The sequence below is a fragment of the Sulfitobacter alexandrii genome (genome assembly GCF_001886735.1).
GTDB classification, from domain to species: Bacteria; Pseudomonadota; Alphaproteobacteria; order Rhodobacterales; family Rhodobacteraceae; genus Sulfitobacter; species Sulfitobacter alexandrii.
Window position 1 is genome coordinate 309,809 of record NZ_CP018076.1, and the last position, 14,436, is coordinate 324,244.

The 14,436-nt window shown below is 66.8% G+C and carries 16 protein-coding genes; 9 read left to right on the forward strand and 7 right to left on the reverse strand.

Annotated features, from left to right (window positions below):
* Positions 1-11: 11 nt before the first annotated feature.
* On the reverse strand, positions 12-779 hold the full coding sequence (locus tag BOO69_RS01535) for an FCD domain-containing protein (RefSeq protein WP_071969680.1): 768 nt from the start codon (positions 777-779) through the stop codon (positions 12-14).
* A gap of 127 nt (positions 780-906) precedes the next feature.
* Here BOO69_RS01535 and BOO69_RS01540 point away from each other — a divergent pair, with 127 nt between their 5' ends.
* Together BOO69_RS01540 and smc are read left to right on the forward strand one after the other, a co-directional pair.
* A complete protein-coding gene (locus BOO69_RS01540; protein ID WP_071969682.1) occupies positions 907-1,311 on the forward strand; it encodes a hypothetical protein in 405 nt (134 codons plus the stop codon).
* A gap of 118 nt (positions 1,312-1,429) precedes the next feature.
* Positions 1,430-4,885, forward strand: a complete 3,456-nt coding sequence (smc, locus tag BOO69_RS01545; protein WP_071969684.1) for a chromosome segregation protein SMC — start codon at positions 1,430-1,432, stop codon at positions 4,883-4,885.
* Between the two features lie 80 nt (positions 4,886-4,965).
* On the opposite strand, the gene BOO69_RS01550 is transcribed toward smc, so the two are convergent.
* Genes BOO69_RS01550 through BOO69_RS01565 form a run of 4 tightly spaced genes read right to left on the reverse strand, consistent with a single transcriptional unit; the run spans position 4,966 to position 8,424 of the window.
* Positions 4,966-5,361: a rhodanese-like domain-containing protein gene (locus BOO69_RS01550; RefSeq protein ID WP_071969686.1), complete on the reverse strand. Its 396-nt coding sequence runs from the start codon at positions 5,359-5,361 to the stop codon at positions 4,966-4,968.
* Positions 5,362-5,377: 16 nt separating this feature from the next.
* Positions 5,378-6,550: a lytic murein transglycosylase gene (locus BOO69_RS01555; protein WP_071969688.1), complete on the reverse strand. Its 1,173-nt coding sequence runs from the start codon at positions 6,548-6,550 to the stop codon at positions 5,378-5,380.
* Positions 6,551-6,559: 9 nt separating this feature from the next.
* On the reverse strand, positions 6,560-7,471 hold the full coding sequence (gene cbiB, locus BOO69_RS01560; RefSeq protein ID WP_071969690.1) for an adenosylcobinamide-phosphate synthase CbiB: 912 nt from the start codon (positions 7,469-7,471) through the stop codon (positions 6,560-6,562).
* A complete protein-coding gene (locus BOO69_RS01565; RefSeq protein ID WP_071969692.1) occupies positions 7,468-8,424 on the reverse strand; it encodes a threonine-phosphate decarboxylase in 957 nt (318 codons plus the stop codon). The genes cbiB and BOO69_RS01565 overlap by 4 nt, the downstream gene beginning before the upstream one ends.
* Positions 8,425-8,596: 172 nt before the next feature.
* Between BOO69_RS01565 and BOO69_RS01570 the strand changes: the two genes are divergently transcribed.
* Positions 8,597-8,968, forward strand: a complete 372-nt coding sequence (locus BOO69_RS01570) for a response regulator transcription factor (protein WP_071969694.1) — start codon at positions 8,597-8,599, stop codon at positions 8,966-8,968.
* An 8-nt stretch (positions 8,969-8,976) separates the two neighbouring features.
* On the opposite strand, the gene BOO69_RS01575 is transcribed toward BOO69_RS01570, so the two are convergent.
* On the reverse strand, positions 8,977-9,951 hold the full coding sequence (locus tag BOO69_RS01575) for a glutathione S-transferase family protein (RefSeq protein ID WP_071969695.1): 975 nt from the start codon (positions 9,949-9,951) through the stop codon (positions 8,977-8,979).
* A gap of 175 nt (positions 9,952-10,126) precedes the next feature.
* Between BOO69_RS01575 and BOO69_RS01580 the strand changes: the two genes are divergently transcribed.
* Complete coding sequence (locus BOO69_RS01580; protein WP_071969697.1) at positions 10,127-10,483, forward strand: hypothetical protein; 357 nt, start codon at positions 10,127-10,129, stop codon at positions 10,481-10,483.
* A 9-nt stretch (positions 10,484-10,492) separates the two neighbouring features.
* Here BOO69_RS01580 and BOO69_RS01585 read toward each other — a convergent pair whose 3' ends face one another.
* Positions 10,493-11,662: a MalY/PatB family protein gene (locus BOO69_RS01585; RefSeq protein ID WP_071969699.1), complete on the reverse strand. Its 1,170-nt coding sequence runs from the start codon at positions 11,660-11,662 to the stop codon at positions 10,493-10,495.
* 96 nt (positions 11,663-11,758) lie between these two features.
* Here BOO69_RS01585 and def (BOO69_RS01590) point away from each other — a divergent pair, with 96 nt between their 5' ends.
* Genes def (BOO69_RS01590) through BOO69_RS01610 form a run of 5 tightly spaced genes read left to right on the forward strand, consistent with a single transcriptional unit; the run spans position 11,759 to position 14,434 of the window.
* The gene (def, locus tag BOO69_RS01590) at positions 11,759-12,277 is read left to right on the forward strand and encodes a peptide deformylase (RefSeq protein WP_071969701.1); all 519 of its coding nucleotides are present in this window, start codon (positions 11,759-11,761) and stop codon (positions 12,275-12,277) included.
* Positions 12,274-12,771 carry a peptide deformylase gene (def, locus tag BOO69_RS01595; protein WP_071969703.1) on the forward strand — a complete coding sequence of 166 codons (498 nt, stop codon included), beginning with the start codon at positions 12,274-12,276 and terminating at the stop codon, positions 12,769-12,771. Before def (BOO69_RS01590) ends, def (BOO69_RS01595) begins: the two co-directional genes overlap by 4 nt.
* Entirely contained in the window at positions 12,768-13,265 is a 498-nt protein-coding gene (def, locus tag BOO69_RS01600) for a peptide deformylase (protein WP_071969705.1), read from the forward strand. Before def (BOO69_RS01595) ends, def (BOO69_RS01600) begins: the two co-directional genes overlap by 4 nt.
* A 14-nt stretch (positions 13,266-13,279) precedes the next feature.
* Complete coding sequence (gene fmt / locus BOO69_RS01605) at positions 13,280-14,194, forward strand: methionyl-tRNA formyltransferase (protein ID WP_071969707.1); 915 nt, start codon at positions 13,280-13,282, stop codon at positions 14,192-14,194.
* A gap of 3 nt (positions 14,195-14,197) precedes the next feature.
* Positions 14,198-14,434 carry a hypothetical protein gene (locus BOO69_RS01610; protein WP_071969709.1) on the forward strand — a complete coding sequence of 79 codons (237 nt, stop codon included), beginning with the start codon at positions 14,198-14,200 and terminating at the stop codon, positions 14,432-14,434.
* Positions 14,435-14,436 lie beyond the last annotated feature (2 nt).

The window sequence follows — 14,436 nt, forward strand, 5'->3', positions numbered from 1 at the left end:
CCGTTCTCGTTTCAGCCTTCGGTTTCGTGCTGAAGGCGCTGGCGCGCGATTTCTTCGTTGCGGTCTGCCTTTTTCTGGTTCGTCAGCGCGGTTTCGACGTAGTCGAGATGTGCCTCAACAGCCGACCGCGCCCGCGCCGGATCGCGGGCCTGCAACGCCGTGTTGATCGCGCGGTGCTGGTCCAGCAGGGCCGCCCGCGTGGTGCGTTGCCTGAACATGACCTGCCGGTTGTAAAAGACCCCGCCGCGCAGCAGTTCGTACATCGAACGCATCATGTGGAGCATGACCACGTTGTGGCTCGCCTCGATGATCGCCATGTGGAACTGCGCATCCAGCTGCGCCTCCTCTTCCCCGCTGCGCTTGCCGTGGGCCGCCTCCATCTTGTCGAATACCGCCTGCACTACCGCGAGATCGGTGTCCGAGCCAAAGGTTGCGGCCCGTTCCGCGGCCAGGCCCTCCATGTCACGACGGAACGACAGGTAGTCGAATACCGCCTCGTCATGGCGGGCAAACAGTTCGACCAGCGCGGGGGCAAAGGCGCTGCCCAGGACATCGGCCACGTATACGCCGGCGCCTGCCTTGGCTGTGAGCAACCCGGCCTGTTGCAACCGACCGATGGCATCCCTCAGCGAGGGGCGCGACACGTTCAGCCGCTCCGCCAGATCCCGTTCGGGCGGCAGGCGCTCGCCCGGGCGCAGGATGCCCCGAAGGATCAGCTCTTCGATCTGGCCGATCACCGCCTGCGACAGTTTCTCGGGTGTGACAGGTTGGAACGGCATTTCGACCCCTTGGAATTGGTCAGATCATATGACCGGAGCGGGACGCTCGCAATGGTTCACCATCGGGTCCCGGAGCGCGTTGCCGGGTAGAAACGAAATCTTAACGATTGTCGCGCTCAGTTGTCCCATGAGGTACGTGATCGCCCTTTTCGCCGTTCTGGCGCTTTGCGCCTGCAACACGCCGGCGCCCGAGTTCGGGGGGCTCGCGCCGACGCGCGTCAGCGTCGAGGGCTCCACCTTTGACGTGCGGCTGCGCGATGGCCGGGCGGAGGCGATCCGCGTCAACACGCAATACGCGCCGCGGTTCGGTCCGATCCAAGCGCGTGCGGGCAAGGCGATGGCGATGGTCAGCGGGTGCAGGGTCGTCGAAGTCACGGGCGACCAGGCACAGGCATTCGGCAGGCTCGACTGTGGCGATGGCCCGCCGCCAAAGCGGGCCAGACCGCCGCGCGTCGCCTGCGCGCCCCTTGCCGGCAGCAACCCGTTGACCGGGGGTGTCCCCAGCGATCAGGTGGCCTGCACCGCCGACTGAACTCGCAATATCTTGTGGATAAGAGCCCGCCGGACGCTCGCTGTGGTGGGTCGCGGTTGACATGCGGCACCCGTGGGCCGCATTTTCGTCGGACGCGGAATCAACGGGGCCCTCTCAGGTGCGCTTTTCGAAACTCAGGCTGACGGGCTTCAAAAGCTTCGTCGATCCGACGGATCTGATCATCGCCGATGGTCTGACCGGGGTCGTCGGTCCGAACGGGTGCGGCAAGTCGAACCTGCTGGAAGCGCTGCGCTGGGTCATGGGCGAGAACCGCCCCACGGCCATGCGCGGCGGCGGCATGGAGGACGTGATCTTTGCGGGTGCGGCCACACGTCCGGCCCGCAACTTTGCCGAGGTCGCGCTGCACATCGACAACAGCGAACGGCTGGCCCCGGCGGGCTTCAACGACCAAGATGCGCTGGAAATCGTCCGCCGCATCACCCGCGACGTGGGCAGCGCCTACAAGGCGGGTGGTAAGGACGTGCGGGCGCGTGATGTGCAGATGCTGTTCGCGGACGCGTCTACCGGGGCGCACAGCCCCGCGCTGGTCCGGCAGGGCCAGATCAGCGAACTGATCAATGCCAAGCCGAAGAACCGCCGCCGCATCCTCGAGGAAGCCGCTGGGATCTCTGGCCTTTACCAGAGGCGGCACGAGGCGGAACTGAAGCTGAACAGCGCGGAGACGAACCTGTCGCGGGTCGATGACGTGATCGAACAGCTTGCCAGCCAGTTGGCGCAACTGGCGAGGCAAGCCCGTCAGGCGGCCCGTTACCGCGAGATCGGGGACCATCTGCGCCGGACCGAGGGAATGCTGCTGTACCGTCGATGGCGCGAAGCGGACGACGCCCGCGCCAAGGCGGACGAAGACCTGCGCGCGCGCGTGACCGCAACGGTGCAGGCCCAGAACCTGGTGCAGCAGGCCATCAAGGCCCGCAGCGCCGCGGAAGAGGCCCTGCCCCCGTTGCGCGACGAAGAGGCCATCGCGGCCGCGGTGCTGCAGCGTCTGGTGGTGCAGCGGGATACGCTTGCGGATCAGGAAACACGCGCCCAGACGGCGATCGAGACCTTGACCAGCCGGATCGCGCAGCTGACCCGTGACATCGAACGCGAGGGCGGGTTGAACCGCGATGCGGGTGAGACCATCGACCGGCTGGAATGGGAGCAGCGCGAACTTGCCAAGGCGGGCGAGGGGCATGAAGCCGCGCTGGAAGCGGCGGCGGAGGCCGCACGCGAGGCGGCGACGGTGTTGCAGGCCCGCGAGGGCGATCTGGCTCAGTTGACCGAGGACGTGGCCCGGCTGGCCGCGCGCCACGGGTCGGCGGAGCGCCTGCTCGAGGACAGCCGCAAGACCCAGGCGAAGTCCGAGGCGGAGGCCCGGAAGGCGCAGGAGGCGGTCGACCAAAGCCGCGCGGCGCTGTCCAAGGCCGCGACGGATTTCGAGGCGGCGAAAGCTGCCGAGACGGCGGCGGTGGCCGCCGCTGCGACCGCGGACGAGGCGCTGCACGCGGCGGAGGAGGCCCGCGCCGAGACACAGGGCAGGGAGGCCGACGCCCGGGCGGAACGGTCAGAGGCGGAAGGCGAGATGAACGCGCTGCGGGCGGAGACCTCGGCGCTTGCCAAGCTGGTGGAACGGGACACGGCAGAGGGTGGCCAGATCCTTGACCGGTTGCAGGTCGAGCATGGCTTTGAAAAGGCGCTGGGGGCCGCATTGGCCGACGACCTGCGCGCGCCCGAGGTAGAGAGCGACGGCCCCTCGGGCTGGGCCGTCCTGCCGGCCTACGAGACCGAACAGCCACTTCCCGCCGGCGTCACGCCGCTTACACAGCACGTGTCGGTGCCGGATGTGCTTGTCCGGCGGATGGGCCAGATCGGGCTGGTGGACCCCGACGATGGGCCGCGCCTTCAGGCGGCGTTGCTGCCGGGTCAGCGGCTGGTCTCGCCCGAGGGAGACCTGTGGCGGTGGGACGGCTACCGCGCCTGGGCGGAGGATGCGCCTTCTGCCGCGGCGTTGCGCCTGCAGCAGTTGAACCGGCTCGAAGTGCTCAAGCAGTCGTTGGAGCAGGCGAGCCAGCGGGCGGAAGGCGCGCGCGCTGCGCATGACAGCCTGACGCGTTTGCTGGTCGAGCAGACGGAGGCCGACAAGCGTGCGCGCGAGGCCCGCCGCGACGCCGACCGCATGGTTGCCGATGCCGGACGCGCCCTGAGCCGGTCCGAAGCGGATCGCAACTTGGCGGAAGGGCGTCTGGAAAGCCTGGGTCTTGCCGTGAAACGTCACGAGGAGGAGGCGATGGCCGCCCGGGGGCGGGTGACCGAGGCCGAGCGCGCGCTTGCCGAGCTTGGCGATCTGTCGGACGCCCGCGCGGGGGTCGATGATATCCGCATGACGGTGGAAGCCGCGCGGATCACGATGATGTCCCGCCGGTCCGCCCACGACGAGCTGCGCCGCGAGGGCGAGGCGCGCACCAAGCGGTCGCAGGAAGTGGTCAAGGAACTCAGCGGTTGGAAACACCGGCTGGAGACCGCCGAGAAACGGACGGCGGAACTGGTGGAGCGCAAGTCCGCGTCGGAGGCCGACCTGAAGCAGGCCAGCGCCGTGCCCGCCGAGCTGGCTGCCGAACGCGAGACGCTGAGCGCCGAGATCACGGGGGCCGAGACGCGCCGGACCGATGCGGCGGAGGCACTGGCACAGGCCGAGGCCACGTTGCGCGCGGCGGCGGTGGCCGAACGCGAGGCGGAACGGGATGCATCGGAAGCGCGCGAGGCCCGCGCGCGGTCGGAAGCGCGCGCAGAAGCCGCCCGCGAGAGCGTTTCATCCGCCGCCGAGCGGATCGCGGAAGACAGCCAGCTGACCCCGAACCAGCTGCTGACCCGGCTGGACGTCAATCCCGACCAGATGCCCGGTGCGGATGCGCTCGAAGCGGATGTGAACCGTCTGAAACGCCAGCGGGATGCGCTGGGTGCGGTGAACCTTCGGGCGGAGGAAGACGCCAAGGCCGTGCAGGAAGAGCACGACACGCTGATTACCGAGAAGACCGACCTGGAAGAGGCGATCAAGACGCTGCGCTCCGGCATCGCCAGCCTGAACCGCGAGGGGCGCGAACGGCTGCTGACCGCCTTCGAGCAGGTGAACAGCAACTTTGCCATGTTGTTCCGCCACCTGTTCAACGGTGGCGAGGCAAACCTCGTGATGGTGGAATCCGATGACCCGCTGGAAGCGGGGCTGGAGATCATGTGCCAGCCGCCGGGCAAGAAACTGAGCACGCTGAGCCTGCTGTCGGGGGGCGAGCAGACGCTGACCGCGATGGCGTTGATCTTTGCGGTGTTCCTTGCCAACCCCGCGCCGATCTGCGTGCTGGACGAGGTCGACGCGCCGCTCGACGACGCCAACGTGACGCGGTTCTGCGACCTTCTGGACGAAATGTGCCGCCAGACGGATACGCGGTTCCTGATCATCACGCACCATGCGGTGACGATGAGCCGGATGGACCGGCTGTTTGGCGTGACGATGGCCGAGCAGGGCGTGAGCCAGCTTGTCTCCGTCGACCTGAAGAAGGCGGAGGCGCTGGTCGCCTGACCGGGGGCTTGGCCGCCTGATCCGGATACGTTCAGGCTTTGACCTTATCAATGTAGTGTCAGCGCCGGTGAGTCCGGGCCTTACTTTTCGGTCTTGTGCTCCACCGGGCCGCCCGCCTTTTCCCAGCCGCCGAAGCCGTCGCGCAGGTGCGCGGCCTCGAATCCCATGTCCTGCAGCGTGGCGACGGAGATGGCCGAGCGCCAGCCGGATGCGCAGTGAAAGACGAATTTCTTGTCCTGGGCGAAGACCTCCTTGAAATAGGGGCTGTCCGGATCGACCCAGAATTCGAGCATGCCGCGCGGGCAGTGGAAGGCGCCGGGGATGAAGCCCGTGCGATCCCGTTCGCGCGGGTCGCGCAGATCGACGAACTGGACGTTCGGATCGTCCAGCATGGCAATGGCGACCGCGCTGTCGATCTCCTCGATCCGGGCGCGGGCGTCGGCGACCATCTGGGCGGCGGTTTTCGTGAGGGGCATGAAGTGGCTCCTTCGGTCAGAGTTTCGAGAGAAGTTCGGGCGTGGGCCAGCCATCGACGGTCAGGCCCAGCCGCGCCTGTTCGGCGCGCACGGCGGCGCGGGTGCCCGCGCCCAATATGCCGTCGACACCGCCGACGTCATGCCCGCGCGCCTGGAGTTTCGTTTGCAGGTCTTTCATCTGCGGTCCGTCCAGGCCCGTGGCGGGATTGCCCGCGTCGAATATCCCGGCGCCCTCAAGCCGCGTGGCGAAATAGGCGGCGGTCAGGACGTAGGTGAAACTCTGGTTCCAGTCGAAGTAGACGCGGAAGTTGGGGTAGGCTAGAAATGCGGGCCCGCCCTTGCCCTGCGGCAGCAGAACGGAGCCGGTCAGCCCTTCGGCGAGCGGCCCGTTGCGGGGGACGACACCCATGTCCTGCCACGCGCTGACCGGCTTGACGGTTTCAAGGCCGGTCTGCGACCAGTCGAAGTCGGCCGGGAGGGTCACCTCGGCCAGCCAGGGTTCGTTCGCGCGCCAGCCAAGGTGCTGCAGCATCTTGGCCCCGGACAGTAAGGCGTCGGGCACCGACGTCTTGAGCGACACCACGCCGTCGCCGTCACCGTCGACCCCGTTGTCGAGAATGTCGCGGGGCAGCATCTGCACCATGCCGATCTCGCCCGCCCAGGCGCCGGTCGTGCGGCGCGGGTCCATGCCGCCCTCGGCGTAGAGTTCCACGGCGGCGAGGACCTGCGGACGGAACAGTTCGGGCCTGCGGCAGTCGTGGGCGAGGGTGACCAGCGCGTCGGCGGTGTTGAAATCGCCCTGGAATGCGCCGTAGTCCGTCTCGAACGCCCAGAACGCCAGCAGCACGCCGCGGTCGACCCCGTATTCAGCTTCGATCCGGTCGAACACGGCGTCGTGTTCCTGCGCCATCGCCCGTCCCCGGTTCAGCCGGTCGGACGAGATCAGGCGGCGGGCGAAGTCGGTGAAGGGCATCTGGAAGACGCCCTGCTTGCGGTCGGCTGCCAGCACCGCGGGATCCTGCCGCACGCCCGAGAAGAACGTGGCGGCCGTGTCGGGCGCGATACCGGAGGCGATGGCTTCGGCCTCGAGGTCGGCGACGAAGGCCGCGAAGTCGCCGCCGCAGGGGGTCTCGGCGTGGAGGGGCTGGGACAGGAGCCCAAGAGCGAGGATGTGGATCAGGTGGCGCATCGGGTACCTTCAGAACGAGATCAGGAACAGGAGAACGGAGGTGGCCAGCATCACGCCCCAGGCCTGCCACAGGCGGGTGATGGCGGCGTCGACGTCGGCGGCGTTCAGGGTGCGCCGCCCGGCGGGGTTGACCCAGGCGAAATCCTGCATCCGGCCATCATAGGCGCGTGGCCCGGCCAAGGCCACACCCAGCGCGCGGGACATGGCCGCCTCGGGCCAGCCGGCGTTGGGCGACTTGTGCCGGCGGGCGTCGGCGGCGATGGCGCGCCATTCGCCGGTCACCCCTGCCGGCACGGCGATCAGCAGCGCGGTCAGCCGGGCGGGAACGAGGTTGAGCAGGTCATCGAGCCGGGCGGCGGCCCATCCGAATTCCAGGTGGCGCGGCGTGCGGTAGCCGATCATGCTGTCGGCGGTGTTCACCATCTTGTAGACGAGGATGCCGGGCAGCCCTCCGACCAAGAACCAGAAGGCGGGTGCGATGACCCCGTCGCTGAGGTTTTCCGACGCGCTTTCGATGGCGGATCGGGCGACGGAGGCGGGCGGCATGTCGGCGGTATCGCGGCTGACGATCATCGCGACGGCACGCCGGCCGGCGGGCAGCGACAGGCGCAATCCGTCGGCGACCGCCCGCAGGTGATCCACGAGGGAGCGTTGCGCAAGCAGGATCGCGGCCAGCAGCACCTCGACCACCGGGCCGAGCGCGGCGAGCAGGTTGCCCAGTATGAACGCCGCGGTCACGAGAATGAAGACGGTCAGCACCCCTTTGGTCCGGCGCAGGGTGCCCCGGTTGAACCGGGTATCGCACCAGCCGATGGCGCGGCCCATCAGCACGGCCGGGTGGGGCAACCGCCGCCACAGCCAGCCGGGTTCACCGAGGGCGGCATCCAGCAGCAAGGCAAGGCAGAGCATCAGCGCCGTCATTCGAGGGCCTGTTCGAGCTTCGGCCAGCTTTCCGCGGCGGGCAGCCCCAGCCGCAGCCACCGATCGCTGTAGGGGAAGATGCGGGACCAGATGTGGTGCCGGGCGAGCCGGTCCTGCCACTGGGCGGCGTTGCCGACCTCGTAGAGCCGGAAGAGATCGGTCCCGCCCAGTGCCGCCGCGCCCGCCCCGGTCATCAGGCGGTCGAGGCGCGTGGCGTCAGCGCCGAGGCGCGCGCGCGCGGCGACGGTCCATTCGTGATCGCCAAGTGCCTGCGCGCCGATGCGCAAGGCGGGGCCGGAAACCGCCCAGGGGCCGAGCATGGTCGCCAGACGGTCGATCAGGGCCGGGTCTCCGATGACGAAACCGAGCCTGAGACCCGCCAGCCCCCAGAACTTGCCAAAGCTCTTGAGGATCAGCGTGCCGGGCTGCGTGGCGAGCGGCATCAGCGTCGCGTCCGGGGTCACGTCGCAGAAACTTTCGTCGATGATCCGCAGCGCGCCATCGGGGTCGGTGCCCTGCCAGTGCCGGCCATCGGGATTGTTGGGGTTGACCAGCACGCTTGCCTGTCCTGCCGCCGTGCCGATCTGCCAGCCCGCCGCGGCAAAGCTGGCGGCGTGTTCGTTGTAGGTCGGGCCCTGGATGCGCACGCGGCTCGGCGGGGCCAGCATCGGGATACGGGCAATGGCCGCCGAGGCGCCGGGAACGGGCAACAGTGCCGCACCCGCCGGGACGTTCCAGAACGCACGGGCCGCCGCTTCGAGCCGCTGGCGCGCGTTCTCGTCCGGCAGATCGGTCCAGTCGGCGCGGGGCAGATCGGGAATCGGGTAGGGCTGGGGGTTGATCCCGGTGGACAGATCGAGCCAGCCGCAACGTGTTCCGCCGAAGCGGCGTACAGCGGCATCGACACCGCCGCCATGATCCCGCGCGGCAGGTTCCGGCGCTTTATGCTCCATCGATATCACTTCCAGATCCTACCCGGTCTGCGCTGTCAAAGCGCAAAAACTGTGCTGCATCAAGAAAAGTATCGGCCGTTAAGCAAATTCGGCAGCAATTAACCAATTGTTAATTTCTGAGGCAGACCACGGAGCATGTCGCGGTCGAGCCAACCGCGGTCGAGGGGCCTGCATGAACATACTGATTGTTGAAAGCTGCGCCGAGCTGGGCGAGATCTGGAAACGCCATCTGGAAAGGTTGGGCATGGATGTGGTCCTGCGGCATGGGCAGCAGGAGGCCATTTCCTACCTCTCCGGCAACGCGCCGCAGATCATCATCCTCAACCTCGTCCTTGAGGAGGGTTCGGCGCTGGCGGTGGCGGATTATGCCAGTTACCGTCTGCCGGACGCGCGGGTGATCTGCGTGACCAACACGTCCTTCTTTTCGGACGGGTCGATCTTTGCCCACATCGGCAACGCCAGTACGCTGGTCCCGATGGGCACGCCACCGGAGGACATTGCCGCGATGGTCGAATATTACGGCACGCAGACCAACGGCGGCTGACCCGCCGGTCAGCCGCGCCCGTGGGGCGCGTCGAAGTCCGGCTGCGGGTTGATCGGAATGATCCGGTAAGGATTTATCGACTCGTGGCTGTAGTGGTAGTGGCGCACGATGTGATCGAAGTTGACCGTGTCGGAGACGCCGGGCCACTGGTACAGTTCGCGCGTGTAGGCCCAGAGATTCGGATAGTCGATGATCCTGTGGCGGTTGCACTTGAAGTGGGTGTGATAGGCCTTGTCGAAGCGGAGCAGGGTCGGCAGCAGCCGCCAGTCGGCCTCGGTCACCCGGTCACCGGTGAGGTAGCGGTTGTCCGCGAGGATGCCTTCGAGCCAGTCCAGCGTGTCGAACAGGGGGTAGACCGCGTCTTCGTAGGCGTCCTGCGTGGTGGCGAAACCGGATTTGTAGACGCCGTTGTTGAACGTGTCGTAGATGCGGTCGTTCAGTTCCTCGATCCTGTCGCGCAGCGGCTCGGGATAGTAATCGTTGGTGTTCCCGGTGATCCCGTCGAACGCGCTGTTGAACATACGGATGATCTCGGCGCTTTCGTTTGACACGATGGTGTCCTGCGCCTTGTCCCACAGGATCGGCACCGTCACGCGCCCGCTGAACTTGGGGTCCGCCCGGAGGTAGATGTCGCGGGCGAAGGGGAGGTCGAACAGGTTGTCGCCGGTCGCGCCGGGAAAATCGGTGTCAAAGGTCCAGCCCTCTCCCAGCATGTCGGGGTGCACGACCGAGATGGCGATGTGGTCGGCCAGATCCTTGATCTGGCGAAAGATCAGAGTGCGATGCGCCCAAGGGCAGGCGAAACTGACATAGAGATGATAGCGCCCGGTTTCCGCCTTGAACCCGCCGTCGCCAGAGGGGCCGGCGCTGCCGTCGGCCGTGATCCAGTTCCGAAACTGCGCGGCGGAGCGTTCGAACTTGCCGCCCGTTTCGCTGGTATCGTACCACTTGTCATGCCATTCGCCGTCGATCAGAAGGCCCATCTTGTTCTCCTCTCATTTCGCTGAACCATATCTAGGGCCGGCAGACGGACCTGCACAGGAAAATGCATGCGCAGCCGGTCTGCGGTGCTGCACATGCGAGAACTGTAATCAAATATTTACTTGATTTTGTTTGGATTTCGACCAGTTTCAAATGGCAGCTGAGTGGGGGTGGATCATGGAAACGGTCTTTTCGAAAGAGATCCAGGCAGGGCTGGATGCCGCGCGCACGGCGAGCCTGAAGAAGGCGTCGCGGCTGCGGATCGAGGCGGATGGCGTGGTCCATCCGGTTCTGAGAATGTGGAAGACGGGGTTCGCCATCGCGATCGAGGATGCGCCGAAGCTGCGCGGGCTGGTCGATATCTTTGACGGGGCGAAGCACCAGTTCCAGTGCCTGATCGTCGCCACCGAAGAGGCGGTGCCGGGCGAAATGCACTATGAGTTCAAGCGCGCCACTGCGGTGGCGGATCGTGCCGCGCTGGATTTCGAGGTGCCCGAGGGGGCCCCCGCCGGCCTGATCACCGGCGGCGACTGAGCTTGCGGCCTATTGCAGGTCGCCGAAGGCCGATTTGAGGCGCGCGCAGGCTTCCTCGATGTTGGCGCGGGGGGTGGCGATGTTGAACCGCATGAAGGTTTCGCCGCCCTTGCCGAAGGTTTCGCCGTGGTTGGCCGCGATGTGCGCGTCCTGCTGGACGCGGCGGATCGCTTCGGACATCTCCATCCCGGTGCCTTCGAAGTTCACCCATGACAGGTACGTCGCCTCCAGAGGCATCGACGACAGGCCGGGGATGTCGGCGATGGCCGCGTCGAAGACCTGCCGGTTGCCGTCGAGATAGGTCACGAGGTCGTCCACCCATGCGGCGCCCTCGGGCGAATAGGCGGCGGTCGCCATGAACAGCCCGAAGGAGTTTGGCGACAGTCCCAGCCCCATCATCCGTTCCGCGAAGGTGGCGCGCAGCTTGTCGTCCTCGATGATGACGTTGCCGATGTGGGCCCCTGCGATGTTGAACGTCTTGGTTGTGGCGGTCATCATCACCAGCCGGTCCGCGATGCCGTCGATCAGGGCCATCGGGATATGCGTATTGCCGGGCATCACGAGGTCGTGGTGAATTTCGTCCGACACCAGGATCAGGTCGTGCCGCTTGGCGAAATCGGCCACGCCCTGCAGTTCCTCGCGGGTCCAGACGCGGCCGCCGGGGTTGTGGGGCGAGCAGAGGATCAGCATCTTTTCGGTGCCGGTCATCTGCGCATCCCAGCGGTCGAAGTCGAGCTCGTACCGGCCATTGTCTTCGATCATCTCGCATTCCACGACCTCGCGGCCCGCGGCGGTGATCACGCGGGCGAAGGCGTGGTATACGGGCGTGAAGAGGATCACGCCGTCGCCGGGGTTGGTGTAGGCGTCGACGCACATGGCGGTGCCGTTGACGAGCCCGTGGGTGGTGAAGATCCAGGATGGATCGACCTTCCAGCCGTGGCGGTTTTCCATCCACCACTGGATCGCGGAAAGATATCTTGAATCGTCCCCGAAGTAGCCAAAGACGCCATGATCGACCTGGGCCTGCAGCGCGTCACGCACGACCTGCGGCGGGCGGAAATCCATGTCGGCCACCCACATCGCGATGCCGGTGTCGCGCGGCACGCCATAGATGGCTTCCATCTTGTCCCATTTCGCGCAGTGGCTGCCGCGGCGGTCGATGATCTCGTCAAAACTCATGAGGGGCTCCTTTGGAATTGCGTGCAGGCTAACGGCAAACCCGGCGGCTGCAAGCCCCCGGTTGCAGTGGCGCGGGCGTTGCCCTAAATCGTGGTCATGAAACGCCCGATCCTCCTGCACCCCGACCCGCGCCTCAAGAAACCGGCCGATCCCGTCGACGACATGTCCGACGAGTTGCGCGCGCTGGCCGATGACATGCTGCACACCATGTACGACGCGCCCGGCATCGGGCTGGCCGCGCCGCAGATCGGCGTGATGAGCCGGCTGATCGTGCTGGATTGCGTCAAGGAGGAGGGCACGACGCCCCGCCCGCTGGTGATGTTCAATCCCGAGGTCATTTCGGCCTCGGATACGCTCAACACCTACGAGGAAGGCTGCCTGTCCATCCCGGATCAATACGCGGACGTGACGCGGCCCGCGGAGGTCGAAGTGCGCTGGATGGATCGCGACGGCGTCGAGCGGACGGAGGTGTTCGACAAGCTTTGGGCGACCTGCGTGCAGCACGAGATCGACCATTTGGACGGCAAGCTCTTCATCGATTACCTCAAGCCGCTCAAACGTCAGATGATCACCCGCAAGATGGTCAAGCTCAAGCGCGAGCTGGCGCGGGCATGAGCGTCCTGCCGATACTCAAGTGGCCCGATCCGCGCCTGCAGGAGGTCTGCGCCCCGGTGGCGGAGATCACGCCGGAGATCGAGACGCTCGCGGCGGACATGCTTGAAACGATGTACGATGCACCCGGCCGGGGGCTGGCGGCGCCGCAGGTCGGCGTGCTGCTGCGGCTCTTTGTCATGGATGTGACCTGGAAAGAGGGCAGGCCCGATCCCGTGGTGTGCATCAACCCCATGCTGCAGGAAGTGGGCAAGACGCGCGCCGAGACGGATGAAGGATGTCTGAGCATTCCGGGCGTGACGGCCCGCGTCAGCCGGCCCACGCAGGTGCAGATGGTCTGGACCGGCCTGAACGGCGGCCGGTTCGTTCAGAGCTTGGACGGATTCGCGGCTGTCTGTGCGCAGCACGAACTGGATCACCTCGACGGTGTCGTGACCTTTGACCATCTGGCGCCGGACGCGCGCGCTGCCCTTCTGGCGGAATACGCCGCCGCATGACGATGCGGGCCTGCATTCCGTGGCCTGACAAGCGCCTGCGCACCGCCGCGGCGCCGGTGCAGGAGATCACCGACGAGATCCGCGCGATCTGGGAGGACATGATCGAAACCATGGACGCCATGCCCGGTGTGGGGCTGGCCGCGCCCCAGATCGGGGTGATGCTGCAGCTTGCCGTCGTCGATGCGTCGAAGGATCGCAAGAAACGTATCCGGATGGCCAACCCCACGATCCTCGAAGCGTCGGCCAGGATGAACGAGCACGAGGAAGCCTCGCCCAACCTGCCCGGCGTGTCGGCGCGGATCAGCAGACCCCGTGCCGTCAGCGTGCGCTACATGGACGAGACCGGGACGATCCGGCGGGGAGAGTTCGTCGGGCTCGAGGCGACATCGGTCCAGCACCAGATCGAACATCTGGCGGGGCGGATGTATTTCGACAATCTCAGCAAGGTCAAACGTGACATGCTGTTGCGTCGCGCGAAGAAGTTGAACGGCTAGACCCGGAGGTCGCCATGCGTATCGTTTTCATGGGCACGCCCGAATTCTCGGTTCCGGTGTTGGAGGCGCTGGTCACGGCGGGCCACGAGATCGCCGCCGTCTATTGCCAGCCGCCCCGTCCCGCCGGACGCGGCAAGAAGGACCGTCCGACCCCTGTCCACCAGCGTGCCGAGGATCTGGGGCTGGAAGTACGCCACCCCACATCGCTCAGGACGGCCGAGGCGCAGGCGGATTTCGCGGCGCTGGGCGCGGATGTGGCCGTGGTGGTCGCCTACGGCCTGATCCTGCCGCAGGCGGTGCTGGACGCCCCGGCGCGGGGATGCCTGAACATCCACGCCAGCCTGCTGCCGCGATGGCGGGGGGCCGCTCCGATACATCGTGCCATCATGGCGGGGGACACCCGGACCGGTGTCTGCATCATGCAGATGGAGGCCGGGCTGGACACCGGGCCGGTGTTGCTGCGCCGGACTGTGGAGATCGGTGCGGAAGAGACCACGGCCGGGCTGCACGATCGGCTGAGCGCGCTGGGCGCGGAGGCCATCGTGGAGGCGCTGGAGAACCTGGACAGGCTGGTGCCGGAGCCGCAGCCCGAGGCGGGCGTCACCTATGCCGCCAAGATCGACAAGGCCGAAGCCCGGATCGACTGGACCAAGCCGGCGGTCGAGGTCGACCGCCTGATCCGGGGGCTGTCGCCCTTTCCGGGCGCGTGGTTCGACCTGGGCGGTACGCGCGTCAAGGTTCTGGGGTCGCGTCTGGCCGAAGGGGAGGGCCGGGCCGGCGAAGTGCTGGACGAAAGGCTGCGGGTGGCCTGCGGCACCGGCGCGGTCGCATTGACGCGCCTGCAGAAGGCGGGCAAGGCTGCGCAGGACGCGGAGGTGTTTCAAGGCGGCGCGCGCATCGCGCCCGGCACCCTGCTGGGAGAGGGTTAGGCGATGTTCCTTGCATTGTTCGGCACCGTCGTGATCGCAGGTATCGTCGGCTATGTCTCGGAAAAGACGGGATGGACCCATAACGGCATCCTGCAAAGCATCATCATCTGCATCGGCGGGGCGTTCCTGTTCTACTTCGTGCGGATCATGTTCGGCGTGGGCTTCTCCAGCCCCGGGGTGAACGCGATCGTCTCGTCCATCGGGGCGCTGATCATCGTGCCGTTCCACTGGCGGCGCTAGGC